General features: G+C 73.6%; 12 protein-coding genes. 5 read left to right on the plus strand and 7 right to left on the minus strand.

Features of this window, described 5'->3' with window-relative positions:
• Position 1 precedes the first annotated feature (1 nt).
• Positions 2-631 carry a hypothetical protein gene (locus RKE38_RS01850; RefSeq protein WP_316005756.1) on the minus strand — a complete coding sequence of 210 codons (630 nt, stop codon included), beginning with the start codon at positions 629-631 and terminating at the stop codon, positions 2-4.
• Entirely contained in the window at positions 628-1,104 is a 477-nt protein-coding gene (locus RKE38_RS01855; protein WP_316005757.1) for a thioesterase family protein, read from the minus strand. The genes RKE38_RS01850 and RKE38_RS01855 overlap by 4 nt, the downstream gene beginning before the upstream one ends.
• Before the next feature lie 48 nt (positions 1,105-1,152).
• On the opposite strand from RKE38_RS01855, the gene RKE38_RS01860 reads away from it, so the two are divergent.
• Positions 1,153-3,270, plus strand: coding sequence for a RecQ family ATP-dependent DNA helicase (locus tag RKE38_RS01860; RefSeq protein ID WP_316005758.1), 2,118 nt, complete (start codon positions 1,153-1,155; stop codon positions 3,268-3,270).
• A gap of 128 nt (positions 3,271-3,398) precedes the next feature.
• Here RKE38_RS01860 and RKE38_RS01865 read toward each other — a convergent pair whose 3' ends face one another.
• Positions 3,399-3,950, minus strand: a complete 552-nt coding sequence (locus RKE38_RS01865; RefSeq protein WP_316005759.1) for an NAD(P)H-dependent oxidoreductase — start codon at positions 3,948-3,950, stop codon at positions 3,399-3,401.
• A 105-nt stretch (positions 3,951-4,055) separates the two neighbouring features.
• On the opposite strand from RKE38_RS01865, the gene RKE38_RS01870 reads away from it, so the two are divergent.
• Positions 4,056-4,673, plus strand: a complete 618-nt coding sequence (locus tag RKE38_RS01870) for a helix-turn-helix domain-containing protein (RefSeq protein ID WP_316005760.1) — start codon at positions 4,056-4,058, stop codon at positions 4,671-4,673.
• Here RKE38_RS01870 and RKE38_RS01875 read toward each other — a convergent pair.
• The gene (locus RKE38_RS01875; protein WP_316005761.1) at positions 4,596-5,375 is read right to left on the minus strand and encodes a hypothetical protein; all 780 of its coding nucleotides are present in this window, start codon (positions 5,373-5,375) and stop codon (positions 4,596-4,598) included. The genes RKE38_RS01870 and RKE38_RS01875 overlap by 78 nt on opposite strands.
• Before the next feature lie 62 nt (positions 5,376-5,437).
• Between RKE38_RS01875 and RKE38_RS01880 the strand changes: the two genes are divergently transcribed.
• Together RKE38_RS01880 and RKE38_RS01885 are read left to right on the plus strand one after the other, a co-directional pair.
• Positions 5,438-6,889: a PLP-dependent aminotransferase family protein gene (locus tag RKE38_RS01880; protein ID WP_316005762.1), complete on the plus strand. Its 1,452-nt coding sequence runs from the start codon at positions 5,438-5,440 to the stop codon at positions 6,887-6,889.
• Between the two features lie 23 nt (positions 6,890-6,912).
• Positions 6,913-7,863, plus strand: coding sequence for an acyl-CoA thioesterase II (locus tag RKE38_RS01885; RefSeq protein ID WP_316005763.1), 951 nt, complete (start codon positions 6,913-6,915; stop codon positions 7,861-7,863).
• A gap of 140 nt (positions 7,864-8,003) precedes the next feature.
• On the opposite strand, the gene treZ is transcribed toward RKE38_RS01885, so the two are convergent.
• Genes treZ through glgX form a run of 3 tightly spaced genes read right to left on the minus strand, consistent with a single transcriptional unit; the run spans position 8,004 to position 14,597 of the window.
• A complete protein-coding gene (treZ, locus tag RKE38_RS01890) occupies positions 8,004-9,857 on the minus strand; it encodes a malto-oligosyltrehalose trehalohydrolase (RefSeq protein ID WP_316005764.1) in 1,854 nt (617 codons plus the stop codon).
• Positions 9,844-12,435: a malto-oligosyltrehalose synthase gene (gene treY, locus RKE38_RS01895; protein ID WP_316005765.1), complete on the minus strand. Its 2,592-nt coding sequence runs from the start codon at positions 12,433-12,435 to the stop codon at positions 9,844-9,846. Before treY ends, treZ begins: the two co-directional genes overlap by 14 nt.
• On the minus strand, positions 12,432-14,597 hold the full coding sequence (gene glgX / locus RKE38_RS01900; protein WP_316005766.1) for a glycogen debranching protein GlgX: 2,166 nt from the start codon (positions 14,595-14,597) through the stop codon (positions 12,432-12,434). The genes treY and glgX overlap by 4 nt, the downstream gene beginning before the upstream one ends.
• Positions 14,598-14,784: 187 nt before the next feature.
• Between glgX and fabG the strand changes: the two genes are divergently transcribed.
• Positions 14,785-15,540 carry a 3-oxoacyl-ACP reductase FabG gene (gene fabG / locus RKE38_RS01905; RefSeq protein ID WP_316005767.1) on the plus strand — a complete coding sequence of 252 codons (756 nt, stop codon included), beginning with the start codon at positions 14,785-14,787 and terminating at the stop codon, positions 15,538-15,540.
• Positions 15,541-15,593: the final 53 nt, after the last annotated feature.

Here is a 15,593-nt window from a genome sequence, read left to right on the forward strand (position 1 = left end):
GTCAGCGCACGAGGACGTGGCCGACGGGGGTGGACAGCCGGGTCCACCGCCCGTGGGTCCACACCGTCACCTCGGCGCCCGGGGCACTGAACCCCAGGACGTATGCCGCGAACGCCCCGCCCGCGGGCACCGGTGGCGTCGTCGCGGTGGCGCGCGCCCACACCTGCCGGCGCAGCGCCGTCACCGCATGACCACCCGCCTCGGCCGGGGCACCCTCGGCGACCTCCGAGATCCCTTGCCGTGCCACGGCATTCAGCTCGTCGGCGGACACGACCCCCACCCGCTCCCAGCCCGACCGCGGCGGTGACAACGCCGCCCACGGGACCCGCACGGCCGTCGGCGGGACCGACAGCTCGGTCGCCGCCTGGTCGCGCGCGACCCGGTCGAGGATGCCCGCGAGTGGCACGGTGGTGTCGAGCTCGCTGGGCGCGGCCAGCGCCATCACGCGCAGCCCGAGCACCGCCCCCTCCCCCATCAGCCCGGCACCGGGGAGCACCGAGACGTAGCCCGCGAGGGTGGTCCCGGAGGCCTGCAGCCGGATCGCGCCGTCGTCGTCGGCGACCTTGGCGCGCCGGACGTATGCCGCGAGGTCGGCCAGGCCCTGCGCGTCCGGGAAGCGGAGCGTGGTCACCGGCGCCGCCACCGGAACGGCGTCGGGTCGCCGGCGTGCGCCTGCAGGACCGACCTCAGCGAGTCGTCCATGCGCCGCGGACGGGCGGTGGCGAAGTCGTACAGGACCAGGGTCGTCTCGGCCCGGGCGAAGACCGTCTCCCGCTGCTCGCCGTCGCGGCCGTCGCGCACCTCGTAGCCGAGGTCGAAACCCGCCCCGCCGATGCGGGTCGGCCACATCTCCACGACGATGGGCGCGACTCGGAACAGCAGCGGCGCGAGGTACTCGATCTCGTGCCGGGCCACCAGGATGCCCGCGGACAGCACCGACCGGTCCTGGCCGAACCACTCCTCGAACCCGATGACGCGGGCGTCCTCGAGCAGCCGCAGGAACTGCACGTTGTTGACGTGGCCGTAGGCGTCCATGTCGCTCCAGCGCAGCGGCACGTTGACGCGGTAGCGCTCCGGTGGGGGCGTCGCCTGGTCCTCGGACATGGGGACATCCTCGCAGGGCTGTCGGGCGGGCAGCCTACGGTGGTCGCCATGCAGACTGCCCCGGACGTCGACCTCACGACCCGCGCGACCACCGTCCTGCGACGCCTGGTCGGGCGCGACGACGCCGACTTCCGCGACGGGCAGCTCGAGGCTGTGCTCGCGATCGTCGAGCGCCGCCAGCGGGTGCTGGTCGTGCAGCGCACCGGCTGGGGCAAGTCGGCCGTCTACTTCGTCTCCACCGTGCTGCGCCGCGAGGAGGGGTCCGGCCCGACGGTCATCGTGTCGCCGCTGCTCGCCCTGATGCGCGACCAGATCGCGGCCGCCCAGCGGGCCGGCATCCGGGCGGTGACGATGAACTCCGCCAACGCCCAGGAGTGGGGCGAGGTGTCGGCGGCCCTGGCCCGCGACGAGGTCGACGTCCTGCTGCTGAGCCCCGAGCGGCTCAACAACCCGCGGTTCCGCGACGAGCAGCTGCCCGACCTGGCCCGACGGTGCGGCCTGCTCGTGGTCGACGAGGCCCACTGCGTCTCGGACTGGGGTCACGACTTCCGCCCGGACTACCGCCGCATCCGCGACCTGCTGCAGACCCTGCCCGCCGGCACGCCGGTGCTCGCCACCACCGCGACCGCCAACGCGCGCGTCGTCACCGACGTCGTCGAGCAGCTCGGCGTCGGCGGCCACGACGTCCTCACCCTGCGCGGCGGCCTCGCCCGGGACTCGCTGCGCCTGGGCGTGATGCGCCAGACCTCCCCGGAGCAGCGGCTGGCGTGGCTGCTCGCGCACCTCGACGAGCTGCCGGGGTCCGGGATCATCTACGCCCTCACGGTCTCCGGGGCCGAGGACGTCGCCGCCGCCCTGCGCGACGCCGGTCACGAGGTGCGCGCCTACACCGGCCGCACCGACCCGGCCGACCGCGAGCAGCTCGAGACCATGCTGCGCGACAACCGGGTCAAGGCCCTCGTGGCGACGTCGGCCCTGGGCATGGGCTTCGACAAGCCGGACCTCGGGTTCGTGCTCCACCTCGGTGCGCCGTCGTCGCCCGTCGCCTACTACCAGCAGGTCGGGCGTGCGGGGCGTGCCACCGAGCGCGCCGACGTGCTGCTCCTGCCCGGGCCCGAGGACAAGGAGGTGTGGGCGTACTTCGCCTCCGCCTCGATGCCGCGCCAGGAGCAGGCGGACGCCGTGCTGCGCGCCCTCGCCGAGAGCGGGCGCCCCCTGTCGACAGCAGCTCTCGAGACCATCGTCGACATCCGCCGCACCCGGCTCGAGCTCCTGCTCAAGGTGCTCGACGTCGACGGCGCGGTGCAGCGAGTCTCGGGCGGATGGGCCTCGACGGGCCAGCCGTGGACCTATGACGCCGAGCGCTACGAGCGAGTGGCGCAGGCGCGGGTCCGGGAGCAGGAGCTCATGGTCGCCTACGAGCGCACCGACGGGTGCCGGATGGCTTTCCTCCAGGAGTCGCTGGACGACGGCAGCGCGGCCCCCTGCGGGCGGTGCGACGGCTGCGCGGGCCCGTGGTTCCCCACGGAGGTGCCGGACACCGCCGTCACGACCGCCCGCGGGCGGCTCGAGCGCGCCGGCGTCCAGCTCGAGCCCCGCGCGCAGTGGCCCACGGGGATGGACCGGCTCGGGGTGCCTGTGAAGGGCAAGATCCCGGTGGAGGAGTCCATGCAGCCCGGGTATGCCGTCGCGCGGCTCACGGACCTCGGCTGGGGCCAGCGGCTGCGCGAGCTGCTCCGTTCCCCCGACGCACCCGTCGACCCCGCCCTGTTGCGGGCCTGCGTGCCGATCCTGCGGGACTGGGGCTGGCAGGAGCGGCCCGTCGCGGTGGCTGCGGTCCCCTCCCGGACCCGTCCGCAGCTGGTGGAGTCGTTCGGGGAGGGCCTGGCGCAGATGGGCCGGCTGGAGTGGCTCGGCCCGCTGCAGCTCGTCGACGGCGGCCCCGTCGGCGAGGCCGGTGGCAACAGCGCCTTCCGGCTGGCCAACGTCTGGGAGCGGCTGGCCCTCGACACGCAGCAGCACCGGGCGGTGAGCGGACTCACCGGTCCGGTGCTGCTGGTCGACGACCTGGCGTCGTCACGCTGGACGCTCACCGTCGCGGCGCAGGTCCTGCGCCGTGCCGGCGCTCGCGGCGTCCTTCCGTTCGTCCTCGCTCTGGAGGCCTGAGCCGCGGGGCGAGGCTGCGGAAACCCCGGCCCCCGGGCTCGGGGTCCAGGGCCGAGGGCACGAAGCCCAGGGCCGAGGGCACGAAGCCCAGGGCCGCGGGCACGGAGCCCCGGGGTCGGTCGGTCGGCTCAGGCGGCCTTGGGTGCGGGCTCGACGGCCGCGAGCGACTTCACCGCGGCGATCAGGCGACCCACGACCTCCTCGTCGGTCAGCACCTCGACGTCGATCGAGGTCTGCGAGAAGGCGATGTCCTCGGGCGCGATGGCACCGGCGATGGTGGCGGACCGGCGGGCGTGCTCGTGGGCCCACTGGCCGCCGTACGGGGTGGGGGTGACCCCGACCACGGCGAACGGCTTGCCCTTGATGGCCCCGGCGCCGTACGGGCGGGACAGCCAGTCGATCGCGTTGTTCAGGACGGCCGGCATGGTGCCGTTGTACTCGGGGGTGACGGCCAGGACGCGGTCCGCGCCGTCGACGAGCCCGCGCAGGGCCTGCGCCGCGGCGGGCACCTCGCCAGCACGGTCGAGGTCCTCGTTGTAGAAGGGGATGTCACCGAGACCCTCGGCGATCTCCATCGTGATGCCCTGCGGGGCGCGCTCGACGAGCAGCTCGGCGATGCGACGGTTGAGCGAGTCGGCGCGCAGCGAGCCGACCAGGACGACGACACGGGTGTCGGACATAGCGGGACCTTTCAGGTGGGGGGAAGCCTGCACCCCACCACAACCGGACCGCGGTCCGGTTTATTTCCCGTCGGGCACCGCGGCGACGACCCTAGGATCGGGCCCATGAGCGAGGTGCCGGTTCCGCTGCTCGGGGCCCCGCCCGTCGAGCGTCGCGACGCGGCGCGCAACCGCGAGGCGCTGCTGGTCGCCGCACGCCACCTCATCGACCGCTGTGGCGTCGAGGCCGTGACCATGGAGGCGGTCGCCCAGGCGGCAGGTGTCGGCAAGGGCACGGTCTTCCGCCGGTTCGAGAGCCGCGCGGGGCTGATGGCGGCCATGCTCGACTTCCGCGAGCAGGAGTTCCAGCGGCGGGTCCTGTCGGGACCACCTCCGCTCGGACCCGGCGCCCCGGCCATGGAGCGGCTCCTGGCCTTCGGCCGCGAACGCCTCACCTACAACGTCGAGGCCGCCCGGCTCATCGAGGCGGCAGGCCGCGTGGGACGCCGCGCGACGGGCGCACGCTCGTTCAGCGCCCTGCACATCGCGCACCTGCTCGGCGAGCTCGGGGTGACGGGGAACCGCGGCTTCCTCGCGCACTCCCTGCTCGCGCCCCTCGAGGCCGTGGCCCTGGACCGGGCGCGCGGCCCGGAAGCGCTGGACGACCTACCCCTGGACGAGATCGCCGGCGCCTGGGCCGACCTCGCGCACCGCGTGGTGACCGGAACGCCGGCCGCGTCCTGAGCCCGCCGCGACCGACCCGGTCCCGTCCGGGGCCGACGAGGCGGTGGTGTCCCGGGTGTCGCCCGGGTGCGGCAGCGGAACGGTGAGCAGTGGCAGGAAGAGCTGCACGACCGGCCCGATCGCGAGGGCGTAGAGGACGGTGCCGACCCCGACGACGCCGCCCATCGCCCACCCGACTGCGAGCACGGTGAGCTCCAGCGTCGTGCGGACCAGCCGGACACTCCGGCCCGTCCGGCGCACCAGCCCGGTCATGAGGCCGTCGCGCGGGCCCGGGCCGAACTGGCTGCCGATGTAGAGAGCGCCGGCGAGACCGTTGAGCACGATGCCGCCGAGCAGCAGGGCCACGCGCCCCGCGAGGGCGTCCGGCCGGTGGAGCAGTGCGAGCGCCTGGTCGGTGGCCAGGCCGATCACCACGACGTTGGCGATCGTCCCGAGCCCCGGCCACTGCCGCAGCGGGACCCAGGCCAGCAGGGCCAGCGCCCCGACGACGATGACCACGGTCCCGAAGCTGAGCGGCAGGTGCTGGGCGATCCCGAAGTGGAAGACGTCCCACGGGTCGAGCCCCAGGCCGGCCCGGACCATCATCGCCATCGACACCCCGTAGAGCACCAGCCCGACGAGCAGCTGCACCAGGCGGCGGGTCCGCCGGCCCGCGGCCAGCTGCTGGATCGGGCTGAGGGGTGCGAGGGAGGTCCGGGTCACGTCGCCAAGAATGGCCTGCACTGGCCTGTTGTCACAGATCCAATTCTGTCAAAGTGGTTCACGTGAGCGCCCGCACCATCGCCGTCAGCCGGCTCGTCCCCCTGCTTCGGCCCGCGCTGTACGCCTCCCCCGCCTACCGCGGGCTCGCCGACACGGTGCGCCTGCTCGTCGCCGACGGCCGCGTGCCGGTCGGCAGCCGCCTCCCGAGCGAGCGCGAGCTGTCCGCCGCCCTCGGAGTGAGCCGCACGACCGTCACGCGTGCGTATGCCGAGCTGCGCGACCGTGGCTACCTCACCTCGCGCCAGGGGTCGGGCAGCGTCACCGCCCTGCCCGGCGACCTGCCGGACACCCGCCAGGGAACGGCCCTGCACCCGCACGACGAGCAGACGGCCGGGGACCTCATCGACCTCACCTGCGCCTCCATGAGCGCGCCTCCCGGCACGGTCGCGGCCTACGAGGCGGCAGTCACCGAGCTCCCCCGCTACCTCGCCGGCACGGGCTACCACCCGCTCGGGCTCGCCCGCCTGCGCGAGGCGATCGCGCGGCGCTACACCGAACGCGGCCTCGCGACGACGCCCGACCAGGTCATCGTGACCAGCGGCGCCCTGTCGGGACTGGCCCTGGCCTGCCGCGCCCTGCTGGCACCCGGCGACCGGGTCGTGCTGGAGAACCCGACGTACCCGAACGCCGTGGAGGCGGTGCGCCGGGCCGGCGCCCGGCCGGTCGCCCATCCCCTGGACGCCGCCGGCTGGGCCGCCCCCGCCCTGGACGCGACCCTGCGGCAGACGGCGCCGCGCGCGGCATACCTCATCCCGGACTTCCACAACCCCACCGGCGCCCTCATGGACGAGGCGGACCGCGCGGCGGTGGGTGCGGCGCTCGCCGGCACCCACACCGTCGCGATCGTCGACGAGACGCTGTCCGAGCTGGCCCACGACCCCGACCTGCGCATGCCCCGGCCGCTCGCGGCCCACCACGCGCGCACGGTCAGCCTCGGCAGTGCCAGCAAGTCGTTCTGGGGTGGGCTGCGGATCGGCTGGGTGCGTGCGCCGCGCGACCTCGTCGCACCCCTCCTCAGCGCCCGGCTCACCCTCGACCTCGGCGCCCCCGTGCTCGAACAGCTCGTGCTCGTGCACCTGCTCGAGCACCGCGAGGAGGTGCTGGCCCACCGCCGGGACGCCGTGGTGCGCAGCCGCGACGCCCTCGTGGCCGGGCTGCGGGACCGGCTGCCGCAGTGGCGGTTCCGCGTCCCCGACGGCGGGCTGTGCCTGTGGGTCGAGCTGCCGGAGGCCCTGTCGACGCCGCTGTGCGTCGCCGCGGACCGGCGCGGGCTCGTGCTGGCGCCCGGGTCGCAGTTCGGGGTGGACGGCGGCATGGACCGCTACCTGCGGCTCCCCTTCACCGGGCACGCGCCCGAGGTGCTGACCGACGCGGTCGACCGGCTGGCCGCCGCGTGGGACGAGGCCGCCTCCGGGCGCGTCGGCGGCACGCGGCGGCCGCCCCTGGTCGCGTGACCGGGTCCCGCTAGGGTGCGGCTGTGAGCGCCCAGACCCCCGCCGAGCTCGACCCGCTGGACGACCTGCTGCAGACCCTCGACCTCGAGGAGTTAGGCACGGCCCGGATCACCGTGGAGGGCGTCGGCGACTCGACGATCGACCTCGGGGAGTCCGGCGCGACCGTCTTCCTCGGGCGCAGCCAGAAGATGCCGCACGGCCGGGTCTTCGGCGGCCAGGTCCTCGCGCAGTGCATCATCGCCGCCGGCCGGACCATGGCGCAGGTGGACGACGGTGACGGGCCGCGTCGCATCCACTCCCTGCACGGCTACTTCATGCGGCCCGGCGACGACACCCAGCCGATCCGGTTCGCGGTCGAGCGGATGCGCGACGGCAACTCGTTCTCGACCCGCCGGGTGCACGCGATCCAGGACGGGCTGCCGATCCTGTCGATGATCACCTCCTTCCAGGAGCACGCCGGGGGCCTGGACCACCACGACGCGATGCCGCAGGTGCCGGCGCCCGACGAGCTGCCCTCGCTGACGGAGCGTTTCGGCGGCGTCGACCACCCCGCGGCCAAGCACCTGCTGCGGCGGCCGGTCGAGCTGCGCCACGTGCAGGGCGACGTCTTCGCCGAGCCGGGCCCGGACCGGGTCGCCCAGCAGGACGTCTGGATGAAGGCGATCGGGCGCCTGCCCGACGACCCGCTGGTGCACGCGGCCGTGCTCGCGTACGCGAGCGACTACACCCTGCTCGAGTCGGTGCTGCGACGTCACGGCCTGGCCTGGTCCGACCGGCGACTGCGACCGGCCAGCCTCGACCACGCCATGTGGTTCCACCGCCCCGTGCACGCCGACGAGTGGATGCTCTACAGCCAGGAGTCCCCGTCCGCCTCCGGCGGCCGCGGCCTGGGCCTCGGGCGCATCTTCTCGGCCGACGGCACCCTCGTCGCCACCGTCGCCCAGGAGGGCATGGTGCGGGTCAAGGAGTCCTGACCCGCGTCGGACCGACCGGACCACCCGCGGGCCCGGCGGCCAATCGCGCCGGTTCGGCCACGAATCGCCCCGGTCCCCCGTGCCGCAGGGCGAATCGTGCCGGTTCCGCCACGAATCGCCTCAAGACAAGACGGGACCGGTCAGACGCCGGCGCCGTCCTGGCCGATGCGCACGATCGCAGCCGTGCCCGGAGGCAGGTGCAACCCGGCCGGGCGCGGCTTGGTCTGCTCCGGCTCCCAGGCGAGGACGACCTCGTCGGGGGTGGCGTCGAGCGGGACGGTCCACCGCGACTCCGACAGGTTGACGACGACGCGCAGCGGTCCCCGGCTCATGACCAGCCACCCCTCGCGGTCGTCGACGTCGACCTCGACCAGGTCGAGCCGGCCGTCGCTGAGCTCGGCGCGATCGCGGCGCAGCGCGATGAGGTCGCGGTACCACCGCAGCAGCCGGGCGTGCTCGCCCTCGTGCGGCTCGGCCCAGTCCAGCTGCGAGCGCCGGAAGGTCTGCTCGTCCTGGGGGTCGGGCACCTCGTCGGCGGCCCAGCCGTGCTCGGCGAACTCGGCCCGCCGCCCCTCGGTGACCGCCTCGCCGAGCGCGGCGTCCTCGAAGTCGGTGAAGAACTGGAACGGCGTGCTGGCGCCCCACTCCTCCCCCATGAAGACCATGGGCGTGAAGGGCGAGGTGAGGTAGACGGCCGCGCCGGCCGCCTGCCGGGCCATCGGCACCAGCGCGGAGATCCGGTCGCCCACCGCGCGGTTGCCCACCTGGTCGTGGGTCTGCAGGTAGGCGAGGAACCGCCGGCCGTCGGTGTGGGCCCGGTCGACGGGTGCGCCCCAGCGCTCCCCGCGGAAGGTCGAGTAGCAACCGTCGTGCAGGAACGCCCCGGTGAGGGTCTTGGCCAGCACGTCGAGCGGACCGCCCTCGGGCATGGCGGGGCTGTTGCCCGCGAAGTCGCGGTAGTAGCCCTGCGTCTCGCCGGTCAGGGTCACGTGCAGCGCGTGGTGGACGTCGTCGTCCCACTGGGCGTCCATGCCGAGCCCACCCTCGGCTGTGGGGGTGACCATCTTCGGGTCGTTGAGGTCGCTCTCGGCGATGAGCGCGAGCGGCCGACCCAGCCGCTGCGACAGCGCGGCCACCTCGTCGGACAGCTGGGCAAGGACGTGCCGGTCGGAGTCGTCGTGCAGCTCGTGCACGGCGTCGAGGCGCAGCGCGTCGACGTGGAAGTCGGCGAACCAGCGCAGGGCGTTGTCGGCGATCCACCGGCGCACGTGGAAGCTGCCCTCGCCGTCGAGGTTGAGGCCCTGGCCCCACGGCGTCGGGTGGGTGTCCGCGAAGTAGGGGCCGAACTGCGACAGGTAGTTCCCCACCGGCCCCAGGTGGTTGTAGACGACGTCGAGGCAGACACCCAGCCCGACGCCGTGGCAGGCGTCGACGAAGCGCTGGAGCGCCGCCGGGCCCTCGTACACGTCGTGGACCGACCACGGTCCGACGCCGTCGTAGCCCCAGTTCCAGCGGCCCGGGAAGGCCGCCAGCGGCATGAGCTCGACGACGTCCACCCCGAGCTCGACGAGGTGGCCGAGGCGTCGCTGGGCGGCGTCCAGGGTGCCCTCGGGGGTGAAGGTGCCGACGTGCAGCTCGTAGACGACCCCGCCGAGGACGCCGTCACCCTGCTGCGGGCCGGCCCAGGTGGCGTCGCGCCACTCGTGGGCGGAGGCGTCGAACCACCGGCTGGGCCCGTGCACGCCCTTCGGCTGCCAGGCCGACCGGGGGTCGGGCAGGGCGTCGCCACCGTCGAGGCGGAACGCGTAGTCGAGGACGGCACCCTCGCGCAGTGCCGGGGCGTCCCAGCGCCACCAGCCGTCGCCCTTGGCCTGCATGTCATCGGTGGCTGCGCTGCCGGCCGACGTCCACTCGACCTGTACCTGCTGTGCCCACGGGGCCCACACGGTGATCTCGGGACGCCGTCCGGCGTCGGGCGCCTCAGGAGTGCTCATCGGTCCCAAGGCTGCCATGCCGCACCAGCAGGGCGACGGGGAGGTCGGCCAGCACCCGGGCCAGCCGGGTCCGTCCGCCGTCGGGCCCGGCCACGACGACGCGACCGGTGACCGCGTCCTGCCACTCGCCCGCCGGCAGGCTGACCGTCGCGTCACCCCAGCCCCCCGCCGAGGCGAGGCGCCCCGCGAGGCGGGTGGCGACCGCGACGGCACCCGGGCCGTCGGCGTCCCCTCGCGCGAAGGCGACGGCGTGGGGCGTGGAGGTGGGCACGGCGGCATACGTGCTGTCGGGGCCGGTGAACCACGACGGGCGCTCGCGACGCAGGCGCAGGACGGTGGAGGTGACGAGCAGCTTCTCGGCGTCGAGGTCGCCGGGGCGCTCGCCCCGGTCGAGGCGGCCGAGGAGGTCGGCCCGGCGGGCGTAGTCGACCGGGCGGCGGTTGTCGGGGTCCACGAGGGACAGGTCGACGACCTCGCTGCCCTGGTAGACGTCGGGGACGCCGGGCATGGCGAGCTGGACGAGCTTCTGCCCCAGCACGTTGGCGCGGAACGACTCGGCAGTGTCAGCGAGCCAGGACTCGACGTGGCGGGCCACCGCGGGGTCGCCGGTCACCCCGTCGACGAACCGGCCGACGGCCTTCTCGTATGCCGCGTCGGGGTCGGTCCACGTCGTGTGCAGCTTGGCCTCGCGCACGGCCTTGGTGGCGTATGCCGCCAGCCGCTCGGCGTCGATCGGCCAGGCCCCGACGAGCGTCTGCCAGAGCAGGTACTCCGTCGCGGGGTCGAGGAGGTCGGAGCGGTGGGCGGCGGCCAGCTCGCGGGCCGTGCGCACCCAGCGCGACCACGCCTCGGCCTGCTCGGACAGCGCCGCCAACCGGGCGCGCACGTCCTCGCTGCGCTTGGTGTCGTGCGTCGACAGGGTCGTCATGGTGAGCGGCCACGTCGCGAGGCGGTGCGTGGCGTAGTCGTGGAACCCCTGCGGCGTGGTGCCGAGCTCCCCCGGGTCCCCGCCCACCTCGTTCAGACCGGTGAGGCGGACGTAGCGGTAGAAGGCGGTGTCCTCGATGCCCTTGGCCATCACCGGGCCGGTCGTCTGCTGGAAGCGCTGGACGAACTCGTGGCGCGCGGCCTCGGAGTCGGCATACGCCTCCTGCAGCCGTCCGCCGCGGGCCAGCTGGGCGACGACCCGCAGGTTGAGGCGGTCGCGCTCGGGCAGCAGGGCGAGGGCGCGCTCCTCGGCGGCCGTCACCACGTGGCCCTGTGCCTGCTCGGCGGGGACGCCGTCACCGAGGTAGGCGCGGTACCGGTCCATCGCGACGAGCAGCGCGCCCAGGGCGCGGCGCAGGGAGTCCACGTCGTCCCAGGGCAGGACGTCGCCGACGAGGCGCATCAGCCGGTTGACCTCGGCGGCCTGCACCTCGGCGACGACCTGCTGCTTGGCCGCGGTGACCATGGCGTGCAGGTCCTGCCGCTCCCCCAGCAGCTCGGCGGACAGCGCCGTGAGGCGGTCGGCGCCGGCGGGGTCGTGGAAGAGCTGTGAGACCCGGAGCAGGGCGTCGTAGCCGGTGGTGCCGGCACACCGCCAGTACCCGGGCAGCTCCTCCTGGCCCTCGAGGATCTTCTCGGCCACGACCCACGCGTCGCCCGTCGCGTCCGCGAGGCGCGCGAGGTAGCCGGCCGGGTCGGCCAGGCCGTCCGGGTGGTCGATGCGGAACCCGTCGACGTGGCCGGCGGCATACGCCTCGAGCAGCAGGCGGTGCGTCGCGTCGAACACGTCCGGGTCCTCGACGCGGATCGCGGCGAGGGAGGTGACGTCGAAGAAGCGCCGGTAGTTGAGCTTCGTGCCGCCCTCGCGCCAGTCCGCGAGGCGGTAGTGCTGCGCCGCAAGCAGGTCCGGGAGGTCGAGCTGCTCGGTGCCCTCGGCCACGGGGAAGGCGTGCTCGTGGTAGCGCACGACCCACTCGTCGCCGTCCGGGCCGCCGTCACGGCTCACCGTGAGCTCCCCGGACTTCACGACCTCCTCGAGCGGGCCGCCGAGCACGGGCACGAGCACCCGGCCGTCCTCGGCCTCCCAGTCCACGTCGAACCAGTGCGCGTGCGGTGAGGCGGGACCGCCGGCCAGGAGCGACCACCACGGGGCGTTGAGCCAGGCCGGTGCCGGCGTGGCCATGTGGTTGGGCACGATGTCGACGACGACGCCGAGCCCGAACAGGGCCAGCGTGCGGCTCAGCCGGGTGAACTCGCTGCCGCCCGCCTCCTCGTTCCAGCGGGTGTGGTCCACGACGTCGTACCCGTGGGTGGACCCGGGCGCCGGCTGCAGGACCGGGGAGAGGTAGGCGTGCGAGACGCCGAGGTCGGCCAGGTAGCGCGCCTGCTCGGCGGCTTGGTCGAAGGTGAAGCCGCCGTGGACCTGCAGGCGGTAGGTGGCGGTGGGGACGATCCGGTCGGGCCCCGGCCGGTGCCTCGCGGCCACCGTCCCGGCCGCCCCCGGTCCGGCCACCCCCGGCCCGGGTGCCCCCGCCCCGGGCGCCGCCACCCCGGGTGCGCCCGCCCCGGGCGCCCCCGCCGCTGCGGTCATCGCCGCACCACCGAGGCTCCTGCCGGCGCACCCGCCTCGACGTCGTGGGGGCACCGCAGGACGACGACGCTGCGCGCCTGCGCGGTGACCTGGTCACCCGGGCCGAACACCGTGTCGTCGACCTCCTGCGCGGCCGTGTCGATCTCCGTCGTCCACCGATCGCCGTAGTCGGCATCGGGGAGGGTGAAGGCGATCTGCTCGTCGGACCCGTTGAAGAGGATGACGAAGTGGTCGTCGACGATCGGGCGCCCCCGCACGTCGGGCTCCGGGATCGCCTGGCCGTTGAGGAAGACCGTCATGGCCTGCGCGTAGCCGTTGCTCCACGACGCCTCGTCCATGTGCTGGCCGCCGGGCTCGAACCACGCGATGTCGCCGACCTCGCTCTCACCGCCGTGGTCGGCCGACCCGGCGAAGAACCGGCGCCGACGGAAGACGGGGTGCTCGGCCCGCAGCTGCACCAGCCTGCGGGTGAACGCCAGCAGGTCGCGCTGCTCCTCGTCGAGCTCCCAGTCGACCCAGGTCAGCTCGTTGTCCTGGCAGTACCCGTTGTTGTTGCCCTGCTGGCTGCGGCCGAGCTCGTCGCCGTGCAGCAGCATCGGCACGCCCTGCGAGAGCAGCAGAGTGGTGAGGAAGTTGCGCTGCTGGCGCAGGCGCAGGGCGTTGATGTCGGGGTCGTCGGTCGGGCCCTCGACGCCGCAGTTCCACGAGCGGTTGTGGCCCTCGCCGTCGTTGTTGCCCTCGCCGTTGGCGTCGTTGTGCTTCTCGTTGTAGGACACCAGGTCCCGCAGGGTGAAGCCGTCGTGGGCGGTGGCGAAGTTGATCGACGCGATCGGCTTGCGGCTGTTGTGCTCGTAGAGGTCGCTGGAGCCGGTGATGCGCGACGCGAACTCTCCGAGCGTCGCGGGCTCGCCGCGCCAGAAGTCGCGGACGGTGTCGCGGTACTTGCCGTTCCACTCGGTCCACAGCGGCGGGAAGTTGCCGACCTGGTAGCCGCCGTCGCCGACGTCCCAGGGCTCGGCGATGAGCTTGACCTGGCTGACCACCGGGTCCTGCTGCACGAGGTCGAAGAACGCCGACAGCTTGTCGACCTCGTGGAACTGGCGGGCGAGGGTGGCTGCGAGGTCGAACCGGAATCCGTCAACGTGCATCTCGGTCACCCAGTAGCGCAACGAGTCCATGATCAGCTGCAGCACGTGCGGGTGCCGCATCAGCAGGCTGTTCCCGGTGCCGGTGGTGTCGTAGTAGTGCGACGCGTCGCCGTCCACCAGCCGGTAGTAGGCGGCGTTGTCGATGCCGCGGAAGCACAGCGTCGGGCCGAGCTCGTTGCCCTCGGCGGTGTGGTTGTAGACGACGTCGAGGATCACCTCGATGTCCGCCTCGTGCAGCGCCTTGACCATGCCCTTGAACTCCGCGACCTGCTCGCCGCGGGTGCCGTATGCCGCGTAGCCGTTGTGCGGCGCGAGGAACCCGATCGTGTTGTAGCCCCAGTAGTTGTGCAGCCCCTTGTCACGCAGGGTGAAGTCGTCGACGAACTGGTGCACGGGCATGAGCTCCACGGCGGTGACACCGAGGTCCTTGAGGTGCTGGATGGTCACGGGGTGGGCCATCCCGGCATACGTGCCGCGGATCTCCTCCGGCACCTCCGGGTGCAGCTCGGTGAGGCCCTTGACGTGCGCCTCGTAGATCACCGTGTCGTGGTACTCGTGCCGCGGGTGGCGGTCCTGGCCCCAGTCGAAGAACGGGTTGATCACCACGGAGTACATGGTGTGCGCCCGGCTGTCCTGGGTGTTGGCCTTCTCGGGCTCGTCGCTCGGGTCGTCGAAGTCGTAGGAGAACAGCGACTGGTCGCCGTCGGCCATCCCGTCGATCGCCTTGGCGTAGGGGTCGAGCAGCAGCTTCGAGGGGTTGCAGCGGTGGCCGGCGGCCGGCTCGTAGGGGCCGTGGACGCGGTAGCCGTAGCGCTGCCCCGGCTGGAGCCCGTTGAGGTAGCCGTGCCAGACGAAGCCGTCCACCTCGGGCAGGTCGAGGCGGGTCTCGGCGCCGTCGTCGTCGACGAGGCAGAGCTCGACGCGGGTCGCCACCTCGGAGAAGACGGCGAAGTTGACGCCTGTGCCGTCGTACGTCGCCCCCAGCGGGTAGGACTTGCCGGGCCAGATCTCCATGTGTGTCCTTGCTGTGGGTCGTGCGGTGGTCCTGCGGTGGTCGGGTCCGTCCACGGAAACCCTAGTCGGGAACCGGCCGCCCGCCACCGCCGCCCGACCTGTGCCGCTAAGCGCCCGCTCAGTAGAGTGCAGCCACGTCCCGGCGCACCGAAGCGTCGCCGACCCGACCCACCACGACGGAGGACCCATGACCACCCAGCGCGTCGCAGTCGTCAGCGGAGCAGCCCGCGGCATCGGGGCGGCCACCGCCCTGCGCCTGGCCAAGGACGGGAACGCCGTCGCGGTGCTCGACCTCGACGAGGCAGCCTGCGCGGGGACGGTCGACGCCATCACCGCCGCGGGGGGGCGTGCGCTCGCGGTCGGCGTGGACGTGAGCAAGGCCGACCAGGTCGAGGCGGCCGTGAAGCGGGTGGCGGAGGAGCTCGGGGCCCCGACGATCCTGGTCAACAACGCCGGCATCATCCGCGACAACCTCATCTTCAAGATGACCGAGGAGGACTGGGACGCCGTCATGGCGGTCCACCTCAAGGGCGCGTTCCTGCTCACCAAGGCCGTGCAGGCGTACATGACGCAGGAGAAGTACGGCCGCATCGTCAACCTGTCCTCCTCCTCCGCCCAGGGCAACCGCGGCCAGGCGAACTACTCCGCTGCCAAGGCCGGGCTGCAGGGCTTCACCAAGACGCTCGCGATCGAGCTGGGACGCTTCGGCGTGACCGCCAACGCCGTCGCGCCCGGGTTCATCCAGACCGACATGACGGCAGCGACGGCCGAGCGGATCGGGGTGCCGTTCGAGGACTTCATCAAGCACTCGGCGTCGCAGATCCCGGTGCAGCGCGTCGGGCAGCCCGAGGACATCGCGGCCACGATCTCGTTCCTGTGCTCGGAGGAGGCCGGCTTCGTCTCCGGCCAGGTCATCTACGTCGCCGGCGGCCCGCTCGACTGACGTCCTGCGCAACCCCTCGGCCGACCGGCTGACCTCACCCGGGAACGCACGCC

It is taken from the genome of Phycicoccus sp. M110.8, assembly GCF_032464895.1.
GTDB lineage: Bacteria > Actinomycetota > Actinomycetes > Actinomycetales > Dermatophilaceae > Pedococcus.

Bases quoted from the DNA above. Each gene is read 5' to 3' on its own strand.
- treZ (WP_316005764.1), bottom strand. From the start codon at position 9,857: ATGAGCACTCCTGAGGCGCCCGACGCCGGACGGCGTCCCGAGATCACC.
- RKE38_RS01870 (WP_316005760.1), top strand. From the start codon at position 4,056: ATGAGCGAGGTGCCGGTTCCGCTGCTCGGGGCCCCGCCCGTCGAGCGT.
- RKE38_RS01855 (WP_316005757.1), bottom strand. From the start codon at position 1,104: ATGTCCGAGGACCAGGCGACGCCCCCACCGGAGCGCTACCGCGTCAAC.
- treY (WP_316005765.1), bottom strand. From the start codon at position 12,435: ATGACCGCAGCGGCGGGGGCGCCCGGGGCGGGCGCACCCGGGGTGGCG.
- glgX (WP_316005766.1), bottom strand. From the start codon at position 14,597: ATGGAGATCTGGCCCGGCAAGTCCTACCCGCTGGGGGCGACGTACGAC.
- RKE38_RS01860 (WP_316005758.1), top strand. From the start codon at position 1,153: ATGCAGACTGCCCCGGACGTCGACCTCACGACCCGCGCGACCACCGTC.
- RKE38_RS01865 (WP_316005759.1), bottom strand. From the start codon at position 3,950: ATGTCCGACACCCGTGTCGTCGTCCTGGTCGGCTCGCTGCGCGCCGAC.
- fabG (WP_316005767.1), top strand. From the start codon at position 14,785: ATGACCACCCAGCGCGTCGCAGTCGTCAGCGGAGCAGCCCGCGGCATC.